The sequence below is a fragment of the Gimesia aquarii genome (assembly GCF_007748195.1).
GTDB lineage: Bacteria > Planctomycetota > Planctomycetia > Planctomycetales > Planctomycetaceae > Gimesia > Gimesia aquarii.
Genome location: NZ_CP037920.1, coordinates 5,894,285 through 5,913,247, shown reverse-complemented (window position 1 = coordinate 5,913,247; position 18,963 = coordinate 5,894,285). Strand labels below are relative to the sequence as shown.

Here is an 18,963-nt window from a genome sequence, read left to right as displayed (position 1 = left end):
TTTCTGTGGTTCTTTAACGCCCCACTCTTCGGTTTTGCGCAAAAGAACGAGTGCCCGAGGCCTGTCTACCACTGGTAGTACCTTGAGGTCCTCTTTGTGCGGAAGGCCCTACTTCTCTTTGACCATTACCTTGGGGACCTGATGCTCGGTTTGCAGGAGCACTGATAGAATCTCTGTTATAGGAATCGTATCCTTGACCGCGTCCCCAATCTGGATTGAGATATCCTCCGGAGTTGAATGCACGGCCACTGCCACGATTGAAATTGTTATAATCACCAATACGCAAACCGTTACGATCGAATTGATTTACGCTGCGACTGGAACCATAATAGCCTTCGATTACAAATGGTTTGGGAGGCTCCGCTATTTTTTCGGGGGCTTTTAATCCCAGAATTTCATACAGTGTTGCTCGATCTGCACTACTGACAGCCACGCCTCCATCTCCCTTGCCTTCTGGGTTATAGCTCATCGTGATATCACCCTTGTCACGAGCGAGAATCATGATATTGGCCTGTTCTGGAGTTAACTCAAGTGTCACATTTGTACCTCGTCTTGAATTAGCGCTTTGTGTATAGCTTCGATTGATGGCAATGACACGTACGCCTTTAAATAAGGTGAGAGTCAGTCCGCCATTTAAGCGTCTGTCATCAGTCATACCAGTGGGAGTCATGTGGACATCAACGTATTCTCCTGGTTTTATCAATCCATCTACAAGATCAACCGATGATTCAAGAGGCACAGAGATGGCACGCATTCCTGGATCGATTTTAAGAGGTGGAGTTTCTCCGGCAGGGTAGAGCTGGCTGGTTGAGATTGGAGTAGCAGCTGGAATTGGCTCTTTCACAATTCGTCCGACAATGACACGATTTGAAGTCATCATTTCCGGCTTCAAATCTTTGATAGCGATCGGACCTAATCCCAAGTGCTCTTCAGTAACCAACGTACCTGGCTCTAATTCACTGATTGCCATAGGAATGTTTCGTGTTGCCACAGGCGGTGCTTCTTCTTTTCCCGCCAGTAGTCTCTTTCCGATATAAGCTGCAATCAGGATACCAAAGATGCCAAACATCAACAGAGTCACTTTTGCAGGGGTCAGGCTTTTCACCGGATCAATCTCCCATTACTGAATGAAGCAGTATATTCAAATGCTTCCAACATTCCCTCCCGTTAATTCGTCGGAGGGCTACACGGTTATTTCAATATATAAAAAATGATGTTGAGTAAGTTTGTTCTTGGTTTACTCTTTAATCATTCTGGTCTCTGAATACAAATTTTGTTCTGTTAAATCGTAACCAATGGGCCAAAGTAAATTAGGTGATGCCAGTGACATGGGTATGCTAACAGCAACTGTTACAACGTCTCCTGCATGTTCTCCCAGCTCAGTTTGGATTACAGCCCCTTGACCTAATTGTGGTGGAAGTATTTTGAGTACTTCTTGTTCTACATTTTCCTGTGTTACACCTGGTAACGTTGCCAGGCGAGCACCAATGCGGCTGGCTTCAACTACATCCGCGCGAGCGTAAAAAAGGAGTGTAAACTCCAAAAGTGCAAACAAAACAATTCCGAAGATTGGTAGTACCAACACGAGTTCCATACTCAGAAACCCGCTTCGCTTTGTTTGCTTCTTAGTTCTTTTATGAATTCGTTTGAATTTCATAGTCGAATTCTTTCATCGGTTTTTCTTATCTCTTTTTTTCCTGCAGACGATCTCTACTGGAGTACTACAGATTTAACCACCATCCAGGTCGTCACACTCCAGGTTGCCAATACAACAGGAAGTGCAAAAGGCATCAGGCCTCTCTTTTGCTTTTGTTCCCTTGTTTCAGGTTTCTGTTTCTTTTTACTCTTTAAGGTCTTACCAGTTGCCAGATAGGTTTCTTTCGTTTTACGTGTACCCTTTGTAATCACACTCCAGAACAATATTGCAAATGAGCCAAACAGCACAAAGACCGTACCAACAATCATGACAGCAAGTGTCGCTTTAAAACCTAACCAAACAGATAAGGCGCCCATCATTTTCACGTCTCCGGCAGCACCACTACCCACGATCCAGATCAGGAAAAATGATCCAAACCCTGCCAGAAAACCTAATCCACCATACATCAAACCTTCCCAGCCATTGAAAACCGCTTGATAAACAATACCAAGAACAAAGAAAGGGACGGTTAATACGTTATAGATTTTTCTCGCTTTGAGGTCCGTGATGGCTGCAATGACTGTGAAAATCCCCACACTTATTGCCATGACATATAGTGAGAGCTGTGTTAACGGAAAATCCATTTGGTGTCTTTTCAATCAGATTTGTTTGTTATGAAATTTCTACCGTGACTGATGGGTAGCAATATGAGTGCATCAATTTGGTACCTATTACTAGGTGTTGAAAATATACATCATGTTTCTTACCCGATGCATTTTATCTGAAAAATTTCCGCATGTTGACTTCCTTTACTGTTTGCAATACGCAACACCGATTAATGGAATTGATAGATCAGTTACAATCGTATTACTTAGTTCAATCGTGAAAATCGTTACAATCTGTCTGTCATAGTTTGCGTGGTGACAAGCCAATCAGCAGATAAATCTTAGGACTAGTGAAATAGACCCGGCAAAATAACGTAAGCGGTTGCTATCATTGAAGTCAGAGAATGTGTGTTTCAGATAGGCAGGGAGTTTTGAGTATTCGATGAAGGTGGAAAAGAATTACAGATTCAAAATGCTGATGGTTCACGATCAGTTATGAGATTCTTAGAATAGCATTAGATTGAATAATTGTAATAACCCAAAAAATGGTACGTTTTTCTGAGGACTTTATCTGATTCTAATGCGACATCATGAATTGGCATTCGGAATCTGATTTGAGATCTATGTGGACAACGGCTCAAAACACGTTTCAAGGAAGGTATCACATTGAATTCCACTGAATTGATAAAAACTGCTGAGACTGCTGCCCGACTGGGAGCAAAATGCCTGCTGGATTGGGTTGACAAGTTCCAAGTCTCTGAAAAAGGAAGAGCCGACCTGGTAACGGATGCTGATTTTGCATCACAAACGGCAATTGTAGAACATATCAGCCAGCAGTTTCCATCTCATCATATGTTAGGCGAAGAGGGACTGGCTCACCAGGAGGGAGAATCTGACTATCGTTGGGTGATTGATCCGCTTGATGGTACATCAAATTACGTCCACGGCTTCCCCTACTATTGCGTGTCTATCGGCCTCGAATTTAAGGGTGAACTGATCTTGGGAGTTGTCTATGATCCTAATGCTGATGAGATGTTTTCTGCCTTTCGTGAGCAGGGAGCGACGTTAAATGGGGAGCCTATCACCCCTTCTCAGTTTCCGTCTCTTGATCAAGCGATGGTAGTGGCCAGCTTACCAGTTGGGACTTCAGCACAAGACATTGCCGTTAAACGATTTTTAAGAGTGTTACCCGAAGCACAGACAGTGCAACGTACGGGGTCTGCTGCTTTGAATTTATGCTATGTTTCCGCCGGTCGAGTCGATGGATACTGGTCCGGCAATCTGAAACCCTGGGATATGGCAGCCGGTGTACTCATCTGCCGTGAATCTGGAGGTACAGTGACATCCATCGAAGACGGTTCCTATTCCATTGAAATTCCTAGTATTTTAGCAACAAATGGAACAAATATTCATAACGAGTTACAAACATTGTTAGCTGAGCCTCTTTTTTAGTCAGCTTTGAGATTCGTTCTTTAATGTGCCCAAAATACGACGTATGATATACAGTGTCAAAGGGGACGTGATGGGAATTTGACTTTGATGAAATGTGGACATATGTGACTGTCTGCTTTTAAGGCCGGAAGACTCTCATTCTTTCAGCTTTTAGAGGACGGGTGTGGGGGATTCGTTGTGTATTCGTTCCCTCAAGAAAAGGTATCATTTCCAGTCAGACTTTTCTTGCTCCCGCAATATGGGATCGATCTTCGATTATGTCATTTTTTGCTCGTTTACTTATAGCCTCTTTGGGGTTGTCTGTGCTGTTGTCATTCGGCGTGGAACGTGCGTCTCACAATCTTTATGCGCAAAAAAAGTCCACTCCCACAGATAGTGCTAAGAAAAGTGAGAGTAAATTCGACAGAGAAACAGATCTTAAAAAATCTGTGGACTTAGGAAAAAACAGTTCAAAATCTTCAAAATCAGTTTCTAGTTCCAAAGAAACAAATATTGAGAAGCCGCAGGAAAAGACAAACCCCAAACAAGAAGTGTTTTTCAAAGGAGACGACGGTCAGTATTTTCCCGTACCTAACTTGAGCTTAGATCAAGTACTTGATTATCTGAAACAGAAGCAGGCGGTACAGCCAGAACACTCACCTAAGTATGCGGTTTCCTCTGTGTCTCTTTCTGGCAAGGTTGAAGACGATCGCGCGATTCTTGAGGCGCAAATTGTTGTTTTGATCAATGAAGCAAATACATGGGTCCGCATTCCTTTGAAGCTCAATGAATCAATCTTCCTGAAAACAAGTTACTCCGGTGATGGAGAGTCAAGCCCTGGTGGATTTAATCGTAATGATGGATATCTCTGGTGGTTTCGAGGTAAAGGCACCCATAAAATCAATATCACGTTGAGCATCTCACTTAAACAGCAATTACCTTCAAGACGTCTTCAGTTATTATTACCACAGACTGCCGTGAGTAATTTACAGTTAAAAATTCCCTTACCACAAATAAGTCTTGAGGTTCCGACAGGAGTTGCTGTATCAAAGAAGGCAATTTCAACTAACCAGAGCTTGATCGAAATGTTCGGATTAGGTGATCAACTGGATCTTTCCTGGCAGCCAATTCCTGACGAGAAGAAAGTTGAAACTGTTTTACAAGCTGAAACATTGCTTACGACTGATTTCACTTCAGACTCTGTTTTACTGAATGCATCACAATCAATTAAAGCCTTAACGGGGAGCTTTCAATCAGTCAAAGTTAAATTACCTGAGGCATTTCGATTACTAGACGTGAAATGTGAGAGTTATAAAAGCCATAAAGTTACAAAAGGGAATCTAGTAGAGGTATCTCTGACTGAGCCTACTGTTGGCCCGATTGAATTACAGTGGACACTGGAAACAGATTTTCCCGAAGTGGAAGGTCATTTTTTAATTGATGGTTTCGAGATAGACCGCGCGAAGAGACAAACTGGTATTATTGATATTCAGACACTTGATGGATATCGCATTTTTCGCGAAGAGGGGCAAAATCGATTTGTCTACCAAATCAAATCAAATCAGAAAGATTTGGATAGTTCGTATCGCTTTTTGAAACAGCCATTTCGACTGCCTCTGAAAATAGAGCGAGTCAAACCATACTTTTCTGCCAAGCCCTTTTATCTAGTGCAGATGTTTGGTAACCGGGCTGAACTCGAAGCACGAGTACAAATTAATGTCTTTCAAGGTGCATTGGATAAAGTCGCAATTAACTGGCCTCATCGCATTGAAGAAGGCTGGGAATTGGAATTGATGCAGGAACCTTCATTGACTGCAGCGATTGAGATTGATCAGGGCCAAGCAGGAAGGATTAACATCAATTTATTAAAACGATCTAAGGGGGAATTCGAAGTTACCTTCCGTGCCCGACGTCCTGTGATTGCAGATGAGGAGCCTTTTAGCTTTACTCTTCCTGAAATCAAGGCGCCCAGTCTTTCTGCGACTTCCCTGGTGATTGCCAATGATTTCAACGTCGTAACTGATCTAACCCCATCTCCTAAAACGCAAGTCCTTTCCTCACCGTTAGTGCAAATCGAAAAATTTTCTTTGCCTGCTAAAGTTCAAGCATTGAGGAAGGATGAATTCCAAATTCAACCTGGTGTGAATGAATTTTCTGCTGTCGTTTCAATTCATAGTCAAGAAATTATTGCGACAAGTGCAGCAAAACTGGAAATGGATGATTCCAAGGTGCGTGTCGAGCAGGAAATTAAATATCTGGTTGAGTATGAACCACTTTCGGAAATCCGATTGCTTGTACCTCTGTCGTTGAAAAATCATGTTGATTTTTATTTGGATGATGAGCAAAACCCTCTCGTGCCGACTTGGATCTCGGATGAAACAGATCCCATTCAAAAAGCACGACTTTCATTACGAAGCAAAAAATTGGGGCCTGTGAAAATCACTGCCATTTACTTATTACCTCAGAAATCTGAAACAGAAGTCTCTGTGCCACTCATTCGCTCTGACGATGTTCCTTATTCAGAAAGTCGATTTGAACTTTCAATACAGAATGAAGAGGGGGCACAGTTCATCGAAGTCGAAAGTACAGATACAGCTTGGCAACAACAGTTAGCCATGGATAAAGATGCGTTTTGGAGAGCCGTTGATCCGGAGGCAGACATCAACCTGAAACTGAAAAAAAGTGATTCCCGATCATTATTTTCATACGCGATCCGTCAGGCTTGGATTCATTCTAGTTTCGATTTAGCAGGCCTGTATAAAGCTCATGCTCAATATGAGTTCCCTGCTAACCCAAAAACTCTTTCTTTCAGAATGCCTGAAAATGCGAACGTTAAAATAGATGAGGTTTGGTGGAACGAGGAGCCAGTTACCTTCATTCAAGTCCCGGGAAATTCCACTGAATACCAACTCAGTTTGCCACAGATTCAAAGAAACGAAAATTCTTTAAACGTTCTTACTATTAAATACCATTCCACAAGGCGCATGCGAGAATCACAATTTAGTCTCCTTTCGGTTAGTGCCGCTGAATTTTCTAATAATTTGTGGGTGGAAAAGACAATGTGGAAAGTAAGTCTGCCCAACAGCCAACATCTCTTCACAATTCCACGTGGATATACCCCTCAGTTTCGCTGGGAGAATCAAGGGGTTTTTTGGTCACGTGAGTTTGCAGGACAGGATGAAATTCCTGTCGCTTTGAAGAATGCACCTCTGGAATCAAATGATTCTATTGGAATGAATAGCTATCAGTTTTACCGGCTCGGCCCAGCGACTTCTCTGGAATTTCATGCACTATCCCGTTCGATGATTGTATTCATTGGTGCCGGAACTTCGCTCCTACTGGGGTTCATTTTAATGAGTATCTCTCCCCTCAGAAGTGTTTTAGTTTTACTGATCATGATGACTGCGGTTTCTGCTGTTGCGTTGTGGTATACCGCTCCTGTGGAAGTACTTCTGCAGCCTGCTATTTTTGGATTATTATTAGCCGTTGTTGCAGCCTTGATAAATGGTACTTCAAGAAAACGAAGAGAATCCAAGCTTTTGTCAATGTCAGCACACAGCGATTTTATACCACCACCTTCGTATTCTGAACGTATTCAACCTTCGGAAGTTGATCCTGAAGACATCACAGCTGTCAGACCTGGTTCTGAACTTGTTGACAAACCCGTATCTTCATCAGAAGCCGGGGCGAATCGATGACAGCGAAGTCAAGAATACAGATGAATCAGAGCTTTACTCTTAAAATGGCCTACCTCTTTTTTCTCGGAATGATATTTCTATTTCAACCGGATTTGTTAAAGGCTGCCGAGAATAAAATATTCAAGATTTCACCTTCATTAGAGATACAAGAAGTTAAGGTATCCGGTAAAGATCCTTCTCAATGGCCTGAGGGGAATTGGTACCCTTTTTCTGCAAAAAAATACAATTCGCTTATAAGTAGAGCGTTGTTAAAAAAAAATACTCCCAAGAGTTCTTGGATTCAAGAAGCGACTTACGAAGCCACACTAGATGATGATCACCTGATTAATGGCCGTTTAACCTATGCTCTGCACAGTTCCAAACGCGAACCGCGTTTTGTCGAACTCTCAAATTTAAATCTTGCGATTCATGAATTCAAATGGGGCAATCAGGATGCTGTTTGGGGGTTGGCACCTAATCAAAAAAAATTGCTACTAGTCGATCATTTTAATGAGCCATTAGCCGGCCAATGGAGCCTGAAAGGTCGAAAGCTTCCTCGCCGTACAGAGTTTTTTTTCCAATTACCAGAAACAGTTGTGTCTCGGATTCATCTCAAGATTCCACAAGGAATGATTCTAACTACTTCTGTAGGTTATGTCTCTGAGCCAACAAAATCAGATATTCCCAATTATGATTTATGGAAGATCGAATTAGGTGGTCAGTCCCAGTTTCATGTTGTGATTTATCAAAAAGAGAATCTGCAAAATACGCCAGCACAGATTCTTTATCATCAATTTGCTCAAATAGGTATTAGAGAAGATGGCTTAAGATTACGCGAAGATTTTCAAATAGAAGTCTTGAATGAACCTGTCAGGAAATTGGAATTTGAAGCTGCGTCAGAATTTGAAGTTTATTCGGTAACTTTGGGTAATGATTTGGCATTACCATTTGAGATTAAGAAACAGAAAGACAAAAGTCTGATCATTGTTGATTTGATCGACCCACTTATGGGCATCAGCCGTCCCTTATCGGTTCGTGCACTAGCATCACCCTCTTTAGAGGGAGAAATTATAATTCCTCGATTAAAATTAACCCAGGCCCATTTTTTAGGGGGAACTGTTCATGTTGATATTTCTGCTCCTTTAGAAACCCATGAGATCAAATCAGCTGATTTACGCCAAACAGGTGTATTGATTCAAGAAGAACAGGGAGAGGCCTATGATTTCAAGCAGTATTCCTCTGATGCGCGTTTGTCATATCGATTAGCTTTACCTGACCTTAATCTTTCTGCAAAAGTTCACAGTCAGATTCAAGTAGAAGATAAAGAATGGAAATTGAAATCACGTATACATTGGTCTTCAGCAGCTGGTTCTACATATCGTCTTGAGTCCATCATCCCCGCTGGATGGGAAATTACTCAAGTGAAAAGTCTGGCCAAGAATACTTCTGGAGATTTAGTTTGGGATGTCGAACAAAGTGGGAAGCAGCAAAATTTGAGAATCCGGCTTCCCACTTCCGTATCGCCTGATTCTCCTTATTCAATTGAGATCCAAGCGAAGCGAATCATTCTTGGATCAAATCGAACCATTGGCCTTTCCTGTGTTAAGCCTCTGGGATGTAACAACATTGATCGATTTTTAGAACTCACTAAAACCTCAGAAAATCAATTATTTTTTGAGTCAGTTAAAGAGGTTGAAGAGAGAGAGTCCAGCGAGCTTCCCCAAAACTGGAAATATCCAGTCGCTAGCTTGGGTAAGTCTCAGTATTTTCATCTCTCTCCTTATTCTGGTTCAAGATGGGGGCAAGTAAATCGTTCTGAGTTGGACCAATCGTTACAAGTTGTTGCTAATACTTATATCACACTTAATAACGATGTGGTTCAGGAAAATTTTATCCTCAATTGTGTGCCTTCAACTCGTGGTATGAAGCGCGTGTTGATTTATTTATCGGAAGACGAAGAGGGTGAGCCCGTAAAGTGGTCGCTATCTTCGGAAAGCGGTCTACAGTCAAAATTAAGTAGTCAAAAGCTAGCCATTTCCAATCATCAAAGGTGGCATGTTCCCAATTTAGGTGAACTTTGGGAACTGACATTTTCAACTCCGATTTTTAATGAAGTTGAAATTCGAGGGGAACGCAGTCGCCCCTTTTTGAATAGTGTGCGAGCATCCTTGGTTTACGCTCCTCAAGCTAAACCATTTCGTGGCATGATTCGTGTTTTGAATTCGAATGAATTAAATTTACGCATCAAATCAGAAGGTCTTGTCATGAATTCCGATCCAATGACAAAGAAGACTTTTCAACGCAAACAGAGAAATTATGAATGGGAATATGAGCAACCATTGGGGGCATTGACGATCGGGCGATTTTCAGAAATGCCAGATAATAGTTCTGAGCAAGGTACTGCAACAATTACTGTTAACACACAATTTGGACACGGTGATGGAGAACCAGATGTGCATCAAGCAACAGTAATGCTTGATTTGTCAAAATCATTTGATGATAAATTCACGTTCCATTTTCCTGCAAACGTGAAACTGATTTCAACTTCAGTTGGAGAGAGAAGAATCACGCCGATAGAATTAACGGACCAATATTTGGTTCCGTTATTTGATCAGTTAGATTCTTACAAGATTACCATTCAGTATCAAACTTTGTCATCACCAAACCAATTGACCGTAACCCGTCAGATCCCTTTTCCTCAAGTGAACCAACATGTATTGGCAACAGAATGGAACTTCATTCTGCCTTCTGGAATCAAACTTGTCAGCGGCCCTGAAAACATGGCCTTACAGGAGGCTTTACCTGAAGAATCATTAATCCGCAGATTCTTTGGAGTCCTAGGGCAAAAACAAGGGGAAACTGAAAACTCTGAGACAAAATGGCATGCTGCTGTCTTCTTTCCAGTAAAGTATGGAACTCTTGAAACTTCGAATACAAGACAAGCAAAAATTATCTCTTGGATTGTCTTATTAGCAACAATTTTGATTGGGCTTTTGTTACGAATTTATCGTATAGGTATTCGTAACAAACTTTGTATAATTTTAGCACTAATCTCTTTAATATTTTCCTGGATATTGCCTTTTACATTAGCGCAGATTGCTGGAAGTTGTTTTACCGGTATCTTAATTGTAATGCTGATTCCACGACGATTTCTCTGGCAGGAAAGTAAAATCCAAGTAGAAGATCAAAGTACTAAAGCATATCAGCAACCAGTTTCTTCAATTTATACTACAGCCCGATTATTTTTCTTTATAATCCTTAGCCTCACGGCGACTGTGTATGCGCAAAGTTTACCCTTGGCACCTAATTCACCAGTCAAGGATCAATCAACGGAACAACGAACAGAGCTAGTTCTCATACCGAAAACACCAGACTCCACTTCAGAATCAATTGTTTATCTCAGGTCTGAATTAATTCGTGAATTAGAAAACTATGTAACGGAGTCTACTCAACCGGAATACCTGCTGAACTCTGCTCATTATGCAGGCTCAATGCGTGACAATCAACTTCTGACCATTAAGGCAGTATTTCAGGTTCAAGTTCCCGCAGAGAAATCATTTGTAATGATCCAACTACCTATTAGTGGGGGTAATTTGGGAGGACCTAACTCATGTATGGTTGATGGTAAAGTGAGCCCTGTTTTACTAAGCACAGATGGGCGTAGCATATTGATTAAAGTAAAAAATAAAAAAACTCAGTTACCAAAGATACAACAAAAAAAGGGAGAATTCGTTGAAGCTCAAAAACCAGTACTTCCTTTAACATATCAGGATCACCAGATCGAGTTGGTTTTACATCCAGCTGTGAGATTGAGTCCAACCAGTGGACAGTTTGAAATAGGAATTCCTCGTATCTCTAAAAATCAGTTCGATTTTCAGTTCAAAGATGCTATCCGTCTTATCGAAATCACTGACGAGAATGGGATGTCCATTTATGAGTTATCAGGCAAAAAACAATTTTCTACTTTTCTTAAAGAGAGTTCACGACTCAATATAAAATGGATGACAAATCAAGATTCTGATGATAATCCATTACAACTGGAAGCAGTCGTTTTCACAAATACTGAAGTTTCTCCTTCTCTAATTCATCTGGAAGTAAAAGCTAAATACAATGTAATTAATGGAAAAGTGGATTATCTAACGTGGAAACTTCCTCCTGGAATGATATTACGTAGTGTGAAATCTCCTGAAATTAGTATTAAGTCATCATTGAATACAGTACAAGATAGTAGGTCCCAAGAGCTGCTCTTAGAATTATCCGAATCCAAAACAGGTGAATTTGTAGTTGACGCCGTATTCGATTTCGCTGTTAGTTCTCAAGAGCAAAAAGTCAGTATTCCAATTATTGATTTTAGTTTCGAAAAGGTTAAATCTAAAACCTCAGCGACTAAGGTGCTGTCACATCAAATAGGTGTGCGATCTGGCCCTGAATTTGAGATAGAGCAGGCAGGAACACTGCCCGATGGAGTAGTGTCTATTTCGTCTAAGTCTCTTGGAAAGCAAATCGAAAGTAGTATTTTAAAATCTCCTGCTTTGCTCTTTCAGGTTAGTCAATCTGTACCTATTTCGCTGATCCTCAAATCCAAAAAACCAGAACGAAAAGCACGTATCAATCAGTCTGTTGTAGTGAACAGGAAAAATATCGATTGGAACTTTTCCGCAGAACTACGGGTTAGTCAGGCACCTGCCTTTCGGCATTCCATCATTGTTCCAGAAGGCCTCAGAATTGAATCACTTTCTATAAAAGAAGAAGACGTAGAAAGGTTGGCTCATTGGCATCGAATTGGAAACAAAATTATATTGTTTTTGAAAAATAAAACCTCTGGGTTACAGGATCTCACACTAAATGGATGGCTACCAGTCCGAAAATTTGGAAAACTGAATGTTCCAAATATTCAAATTGAAGGAGCTGAAATTGAAGACTCACAACTGACACTATTTAAAAAAAATCAAGTTGACGTCAAGTTCATCTCTTCGCATTATCAACGAATTGAAGATGATTCAGCTAAAGCCGTTTCAAGTACAGATCTCGATTCATTTGTCGGACGCTTTCAGGCCATTGAGTCTCATCATCAGCCGCTATCACTTCTCATCAAACCGCGGAATTTCATAGTATCTGCTGATTCTCTGACCATTGTACAATTATTAGAAGCTTCAAAAATTGAAGTGTCTCAATCTTTGCATTTTTCAATGCCTCCTGGTGAGAACAAAAAACTATCTCTGATAATCCCTGCAGATTATAGTAGTGCATTTGCTATAGATGGAATGCCATACGAAATTCTGGATAAAATGTCCGATGGTAGACAAAGAGTTGAGTTACAACCCGGTAACTCTGAAACGGGTGACAAGACAGTAACGGTCAGGTCTACCATCTTAAAGCCTGTCAATGAATTTAATGTGATTCCCATAATTATGGAGAACTCTAAAACAGAAAATCACTTTCTTTTGTTATCTTCTTCTCTGGAGTATGAATTAACGAATCAAGAAAAGAGGAATATCGTTGCACCAGAAAATATTCCGGATTGGATCCAAGCCAGGTGTAATGCGTCTCCTGATTTAGATTGTGAGCGATTATTTATTTCTTCACAGACGCCTTGGAAACTAAACGCTAGATTGCCTAATACAGGTGAATCTAATCAAGAATTCATTCCATTTATGGAGTCAGAAATTCTTTTAGGGAATGATGGCGCGGCTATTGGTTCTACTTACATTAAGTTATTTAATCAAACGAACCGAGAGCTGAAGTTAGAGTGGCCTCGGAATACTAAGTTGACGGCAATTTTAATGAACGATGAACTTGATACATCAATCGAACAAAAAAATGGGTTGCTGACAGTTCCCTTAAATGGTGGGCCACTTTTTTATGAGGTTACTTTGTTCTGGAAGTCTCAGCATATTGATCATCAATATTTTTTGGAAAAAATCAACTTAGAAGTTCCGAAACCATCGAATATTCGTCTTGATAAGAATCTTATTAAAATCATCACTTCAGCCCAGAACAGTATATTTTTATCAAACCATGTCGTTCCCTTTTCGTACGTGGCAGACAAGTTAGAAAAGCATCTTGAAATTGCTGAAATTGAGTTGGAATTGGGGGAAGAGGCAAGCGTATCGCCTTCCACTTGGGGTGCAATTCAGACAGAGTTCAACCAGCTGGAATTAATTCTGTCTAATACTTCGAACAAATTCCAAGGGATTCGAGAAAAACTGAATCGTTTTGATACTTTGAAGGAGCGGGTGTTTGTAATAAAACAATATGTAGAACCAGCAAAAGAAACGACTCCTCAAGAACACTCATTCGTGAAGCAATTTCAGCATAAATTAGCAACCGTTCCTGTAGACAGAGTACGTTACTATGCCAGTTCGGGAGACTCAGTCCCAAACCAGGAAGCTTTAGTTGTATGGAATATCCCCAATCTTTTTCTGGATATGATTATAGCGTGCTTGAGTCTACTAATTTTGCTTCCCATTACCAGTAAATGCATTCAGCCACGGTCTGCTGCATGGTTAAATGCTCATCCCACAGTTGGATTACTGGTGCTTGGTTTGCTCTGGATTCTCTTTTTATCGCCTCAAGTCATTGGGATAGTGATTATCTCAATTTCTGTCTTCCTGGCACTCAAAACAAATCGAACAATTCCGCCCAGGTCAAGCCAGCCGATTACAAACTTCTCTGGAACGCAAAGCTTAAAAGAATAAAAGCCAATTCTTGAGACGGTTGTGTCAAGTAAAACCTGATTTTGTGGTAGTTGATAACAACAGACGCTAAATTCGGTCCAGGCTGTCTGCCCAGCGACCAATTTCTTCTAAAGATGGTTTGTCAAGATATTGCCCAGCTTGATTTTTACTCTTAATCATTTGGAATACCGTGGGGTAATTCATTTTGCGTAAGATTTCTATTTGCGATTGTAGAAGCTGATTAAAGGGGTTTTGGGCATTTAAGGCAAAGTAGATGCTAAGTGGGAAGTCAGGGTCGGTTTCAGGAGGCTTATTTTTTATGGATGATTCTGAGACGGCAATTCCTCGAAAGAGTTCTCGATACTTAAATACCAGATGGAAGGCGAAATCACTACCATCAGTATGGCTAAGCAGAAAGATGCGTTTTGGATCAATAGAATATTGAGCCAGTATTGATTCAACGACTTCTTTGACAAACTCGGATTCATCTCGATTCCAACGAATCACATCTTGTGATGTCGGACCAACAATGATGATTCCACGTTGCTCACAAATACTCTTCCAGCTATTTAAAATATTGGATTCCATCGTATTTCCGTGAGGGTGAATCCATACCATCAGACCATATTGGTTGTCGGGATTATAGTCCTCAGGGACATAAGCCCAAAATTTTTGTTCATCGCCGGGGAGCGTGTCTTTAAAGTGCCCTTTTTTGAAAGCTGGTTTGTTTTTGGGGGCAGTCTTAGATGAAACGATCTGGCTTGGCAACGTATTTTCGACAGTATGCGGAATCGATTGTAAAGTGACTTTAACTATTAACGGTTGTTCTTCACGTAACAGCAATAATTCTGCGGAATCACCAGGACGTAAATGGTTGACCATTGATGCCAGTGATTTGGAATTGGTAACCTTCTGCCGATTAAATTCTAAAATCTGGTCATTTAATTTCAGGCCTGCTAGTGCAGCGGGAGATTTTGAAAACACATACCGGACACGTACTCCTCTTTCTGATGGTTCGTTAAATTCTCGTTGGGGAAGTATTCCTAAAAAACCTGATTCAAATGGAACTAGTTTTTTTACCAGGGTTGCTTTAAGAGTTAGAGGTTCTTTTGAACCGGTTCGAGTAACTGTGAGGCTAACTGATTCGCCAGCATACTTATTCATCAAGACATGTTTTACTTGGGAATGCATACTGACGGTGTGGCCATCCAGCTTTGTCAAAACATCGCCAGATTTAATTCCAGCTTCTTGAGCAGGGCTTCCATAGCGAACGCGATCCAGTTTCATATCAGTAGACAGATTCCCTTTTCCACTCAATGTGATGCCTAATAATCCAGGATAGAGATCTTTTCCGGTATTCAGTCGCGGAATAATTTTTAGTACATCTTGGATGGGAATCGCAAATCCGATTCCTGAGTCGTACCATTCAACGCCCGCTGTTTCTCCGGTTGCTCCAGGAGAGAGCGGGACCAGAATGCCCATCAGGCGACCATTAATGTCTACCAGTGGCCCTCCGTAATTGACCGGGGAAATTTTTGCATCGGTCTGAATGGCTTTTCCCCAGATTCGCTCCAAGGCACTCACAATTCCGACAGATACACTTGGTTGTTCCAAATTAAACGTTCGTCCTAGGGCAATCGACCACATGCCAACTTGGATTTCATTTTCAGGGACAGCCAAAGGGACCGGAAGGTTTTGTGCTTCGATTTTCAATAAAGTCAGCATCTTCAAATGGTCACTCGCGACAATCTGTGCTGGAAAGCGGCGTTCATCTGGCAGAGTCACCAATATTGAGGTTGGTTTTCCAATAAAATTGAAGGCACTGGATATAATCAAACCATCTTTACTAACAATGACACCGGAAGTGGGGCCGGTACCGGTCACGATTTTTCCTACGCGATCTTGCCCACCGACGGTTTCAATTCTGACGATAGAGGGATTCACAAACGCCGCAGCTTGTTTGAAGGCTCGTTCTTCCAGCAATTCCAGGTTAGGGCGAGAAGACTGAGCATGGACAGCTTGAAGATGCACGCTGACAATCATTGTCAAAGTGAGAAATAATTTTGTGTTTGTTTGAGTCATAATTATTCGATTGTAAATTAGTTATTTTTTTCAGGTGGGACCTGGAATTCAATAGAGACCAATTGATTATCACGACGAACAACTAGACGTAGTAAATCGCCAGCCTCAAGCTTTCCTAGTTCAGCATTGAGTGTTTTACACGATTTAATGAGCTCATCATTTACAAAAACAACCAAGTCATCAGGTTTCAGACCCGCTTTAGCGACTAACGAACCAGGAAGGACACTATCAATATAAGCCGGAGTGCGATACAGGACATCGGGTACCATTACCATTCCAAAGTCGACAGAACGATAGCGTTCTGGTGCTTGTGTTTCTGGTTTTTTTTGATTTTCGCTAGATTCAAATTTGCCGGTAATAATTTGCTCGATACTTTTACTTAATACATCAATCGGGAGAGAGTAATTGACCCAAGTGTTGGTTTTGGCATTTCGAACCTGTTTTCCGATCATTCCTAATAGTTTGCCATCATAAGTCAAAATGGCCCCTCCAGCAGCGCCCGGGTTGTTGGTAATGGCATCGACAACATAGACATCACCTGAGTAAGCGAGTTCGAAAGCACCTCTTCTTCGAGGTAATTCCGTTCGAGCTTCAATCACTCCATGCAATACAGATACTGGTTCATCCCCTGTAGCAACACGAAACATGTTACTAAATCCCAATATTCGTGTACCTGGACCAGCGATTACTTTTTCGCGAAAATCGAAATAGGGCAGATTCAGTTCACGTTCTGTTTTTAATTTGATTATTGCCAGATCAAGATGTGGTTCAGCGCCAAGCACTTCTGCTTCAAATCGTCGTCCATCGTTAAGGACAACTGAAAGTCGATCAGTATCAAGAACAGGACTCCAAATTGTAGCGATATGTCCTTGAGGAGATACCAGAAAACCAGTGCTATATGCATACAGATTCTTTACACCGCCGGCACCAAATATTTTTACCAATCGCGGTAAAGCATGATTGATCGTTGATTGTGAGGAGGCCTTGGCTGTAAGCGGGACTATCAAGCAAGAACCTATCAGGCATAAACAAACGAAAATGACTTTTACTATGTTCTCTTTTTTCACTGAAAATTAACTTTCATCTCTAACGGAATCTATTTTTTCATGTCTTCTAAAGTTTCTAGTTTCAACCGTTCAATTTTTAATTTCATGACGGGGCGATTTCCAATAAAGACATCTAATTCGCTAGGGAAATCTTGTCCATTGAGAGTTTGAAATTGCTCAAAACGAATTGTACAAACTTCTGAATTTTCTGTGAGATAAAAGTCAAAGCCTCGCAGAGAAAGATCTGATTTACTGAAGTACCAGCGGGAAATAGCACCTGTTTGTGTGCCGACCAACACATCAACCATTTCATTTTTTCCGTCAAGGGGTTCACTGCCCAAGTAATAAAAGTCGGTGAAGTGTTTCGTCTGACCGGATAGTAATAACCGGAAGTGATGTAAAGCTGCCAACAGGCCACCAGTTCCAGGTGGTTCATCCACCAGGATTCCGGACTCCAGTGATTGCAGGAACACCTCATTGCCAATTTCAAAGCCCACGCCTTTATCAGCTAACGTGAGTATAAATTCATCGCCATCAATCTGCTTGCCGGTCAGAGTCCAAGTTCCTTTACGGTCAGAAAAATCACTACGATCCGTTAAGGTCTGTAATAATCGGTCTTGGTGTTGTTGGTTAAAGTAATAATTTGCAAACCCGGTTTTAGGAACGTAGAGATGTTTATATTTCTCTGGAGGTGGTGTCACAGTTGGTTTTGCATGTGGATTAGGAATCCGAGGAGTTTTTTTGTCTTCAGGCATGGGAGACTTATCAGGAATCATTTTTTTTTGTCCCGCTTGTTCCTGTAGTTCCGAAGCGCTATGCAAATTTTGAAGGCGAACATAGATTTTCGTCTTTTTCTCATCCCGTCGATAAACAAGCGGCAAAGTCCAGCCTGCTGGATAGATTCCTAAGATATTTTTAAATTGGTTTACACTACGCATAGGACGGCCTGCAAAAGATACAATCTCATCACCCAACTGCAGACCTTTTCGATAAGCGTCTGATTCTTCCAGGATCTCAGAAACATCAATCGTAGAGTCAGCACCCGTGGAAACAGTTGCTCCCAAAGCGGCATGGTCTACGATGCGACCACTCTTGAGATGATCCCAGAAATGTTTGATCTGATTAATAGAAATGGCGTATCCCGCACCTGAATTAACTCGTCCTCGTTTTTCAAATGAGCCGCGTCCATTAATTCCGATTAATTCGCCACGCGCATTAAACAGAGGTCCTCCTGAGTTTCCTGGATTGATTGATGAATCAACTTGAATACAATCTGTATATTCTAAAAATGTTCCAGCGGGATATTGATACCGATGTACTCCACTGACAATTCCATAGGTAATCGTCGGTTGAAAATCAGTTGCTAATAAAAATGGGTTTCCCATGGCATAAGCCCAGTCCCCAACTTTGACCGTATCACTATTTCCCAATTTTGCTACGGGAAAGTCATTACGCCCGAGTAACCTGATCATTGCGACATCACCAGTGGGATCAATACTCACAATAACAGCATCATAGAGTTTGCCATCGTTGAGCCCACACTTCATGAAGCTACCAGCTCCAGAAACGACGTGAAAGTTTGTCAGAGCATATCCATCTGGAGTAACGAGCACGCCCGAACCTCCTCCTTGTCCAGATCCACCAAAGATGGCAACGACTGAAGGAGAGACTGCTTTAATGACATCAATACGCTGTTTTTGCGCTGCTAAGACTGCTGGATCGACAACTGCTGACTTTGAAGAAGCAGGCAGCAACAAAATTATCACAATGCTAGTTACTATCTGAGCACAGAAGAATTTTCTCTGCATC

9 protein-coding genes are annotated in these 18,963 nt (G+C 41.3%); 3 read left to right on the top strand and 6 right to left on the bottom strand.

Going from position 1 to position 18,963, the window contains the following annotated elements:
* Window positions 1–13: 13 nt before the first annotated feature.
* The 3 genes from cpaB to V144x_RS22485 form a co-directional block, all read right to left on the bottom strand.
* Window positions 14–1,105 carry a Flp pilus assembly protein CpaB gene (cpaB, locus tag V144x_RS22495; RefSeq protein WP_144988398.1) on the bottom strand — a complete coding sequence of 364 codons (1,092 nt, stop codon included), beginning with the start codon at window positions 1,103–1,105 and terminating at the stop codon, window positions 14–16.
* Window positions 1,106–1,237: 132 nt separating this feature from the next.
* Window positions 1,238–1,657 (bottom strand): TadE/TadG family type IV pilus assembly protein, encoded by a 420-nt coding sequence (locus V144x_RS22490; protein ID WP_144988396.1) that lies wholly within the window; start codon window positions 1,655–1,657, stop codon window positions 1,238–1,240.
* Between the two features lie 53 nt (window positions 1,658–1,710).
* Entirely contained in the window at window positions 1,711–2,280 is a 570-nt protein-coding gene (locus V144x_RS22485; RefSeq protein WP_144988394.1) for an A24 family peptidase, read from the bottom strand.
* Between the two features lie 627 nt (window positions 2,281–2,907).
* Between V144x_RS22485 and V144x_RS22480 the strand changes: the two genes are divergently transcribed.
* From V144x_RS22480 to V144x_RS22470, 3 genes are all read left to right on the top strand, one after another.
* Window positions 2,908–3,693, top strand: coding sequence for an inositol monophosphatase family protein (locus V144x_RS22480; protein WP_144988392.1), 786 nt, complete (start codon window positions 2,908–2,910; stop codon window positions 3,691–3,693).
* Between the two features lie 257 nt (window positions 3,694–3,950).
* Entirely contained in the window at window positions 3,951–7,370 is a 3,420-nt protein-coding gene (locus V144x_RS22475) for a hypothetical protein (protein ID WP_144988390.1), read from the top strand.
* Window positions 7,367–14,047: a hypothetical protein gene (locus tag V144x_RS22470; protein ID WP_144988388.1), complete on the top strand. Its 6,681-nt coding sequence runs from the start codon at window positions 7,367–7,369 to the stop codon at window positions 14,045–14,047. The genes V144x_RS22475 and V144x_RS22470 overlap by 4 nt, the downstream gene beginning before the upstream one ends.
* 66 nt (window positions 14,048–14,113) lie before the next feature.
* Here the strand turns inward: V144x_RS22470 and V144x_RS22465 are convergent, their stop codons facing one another.
* The 3 genes from V144x_RS22465 to V144x_RS22455 form a co-directional block, all read right to left on the bottom strand.
* Window positions 14,114–16,108 carry a PDZ domain-containing protein gene (locus V144x_RS22465; protein WP_144988386.1) on the bottom strand — a complete coding sequence of 665 codons (1,995 nt, stop codon included), beginning with the start codon at window positions 16,106–16,108 and terminating at the stop codon, window positions 14,114–14,116.
* A gap of 17 nt (window positions 16,109–16,125) precedes the next feature.
* Window positions 16,126–17,115, bottom strand: coding sequence for a S1C family serine protease (locus V144x_RS22460; RefSeq protein ID WP_232102606.1), 990 nt, complete (start codon window positions 17,113–17,115; stop codon window positions 16,126–16,128).
* An 89-nt stretch (window positions 17,116–17,204) separates the two neighbouring features.
* Window positions 17,205–18,962, bottom strand: coding sequence for a S1C family serine protease (locus V144x_RS22455; RefSeq protein ID WP_144988382.1), 1,758 nt, complete (start codon window positions 18,960–18,962; stop codon window positions 17,205–17,207).
* Window position 18,963: the final 1 nt, after the last annotated feature.

Bases quoted from the DNA above. Each gene is read 5' to 3' on its own strand.
- V144x_RS22490 (WP_144988396.1), bottom strand. From the start codon at position 1,657: ATGAAATTCAAACGAATTCATAAAAGAACTAAGAAGCAAACAAAGCGA.
- V144x_RS22485 (WP_144988394.1), bottom strand. From the start codon at position 2,280: ATGGATTTTCCGTTAACACAGCTCTCACTATATGTCATGGCAATAAGT.
- V144x_RS22475 (WP_144988390.1), top strand. From the start codon at position 3,951: ATGTCATTTTTTGCTCGTTTACTTATAGCCTCTTTGGGGTTGTCTGTG.
- V144x_RS22470 (WP_144988388.1), top strand. From the start codon at position 7,367: ATGACAGCGAAGTCAAGAATACAGATGAATCAGAGCTTTACTCTTAAA.
- V144x_RS22465 (WP_144988386.1), bottom strand. From the start codon at position 16,108: ATGACTCAAACAAACACAAAATTATTTCTCACTTTGACAATGATTGTC.
- V144x_RS22455 (WP_144988382.1), bottom strand. From the start codon at position 18,962: ATGCAGAGAAAATTCTTCTGTGCTCAGATAGTAACTAGCATTGTGATA.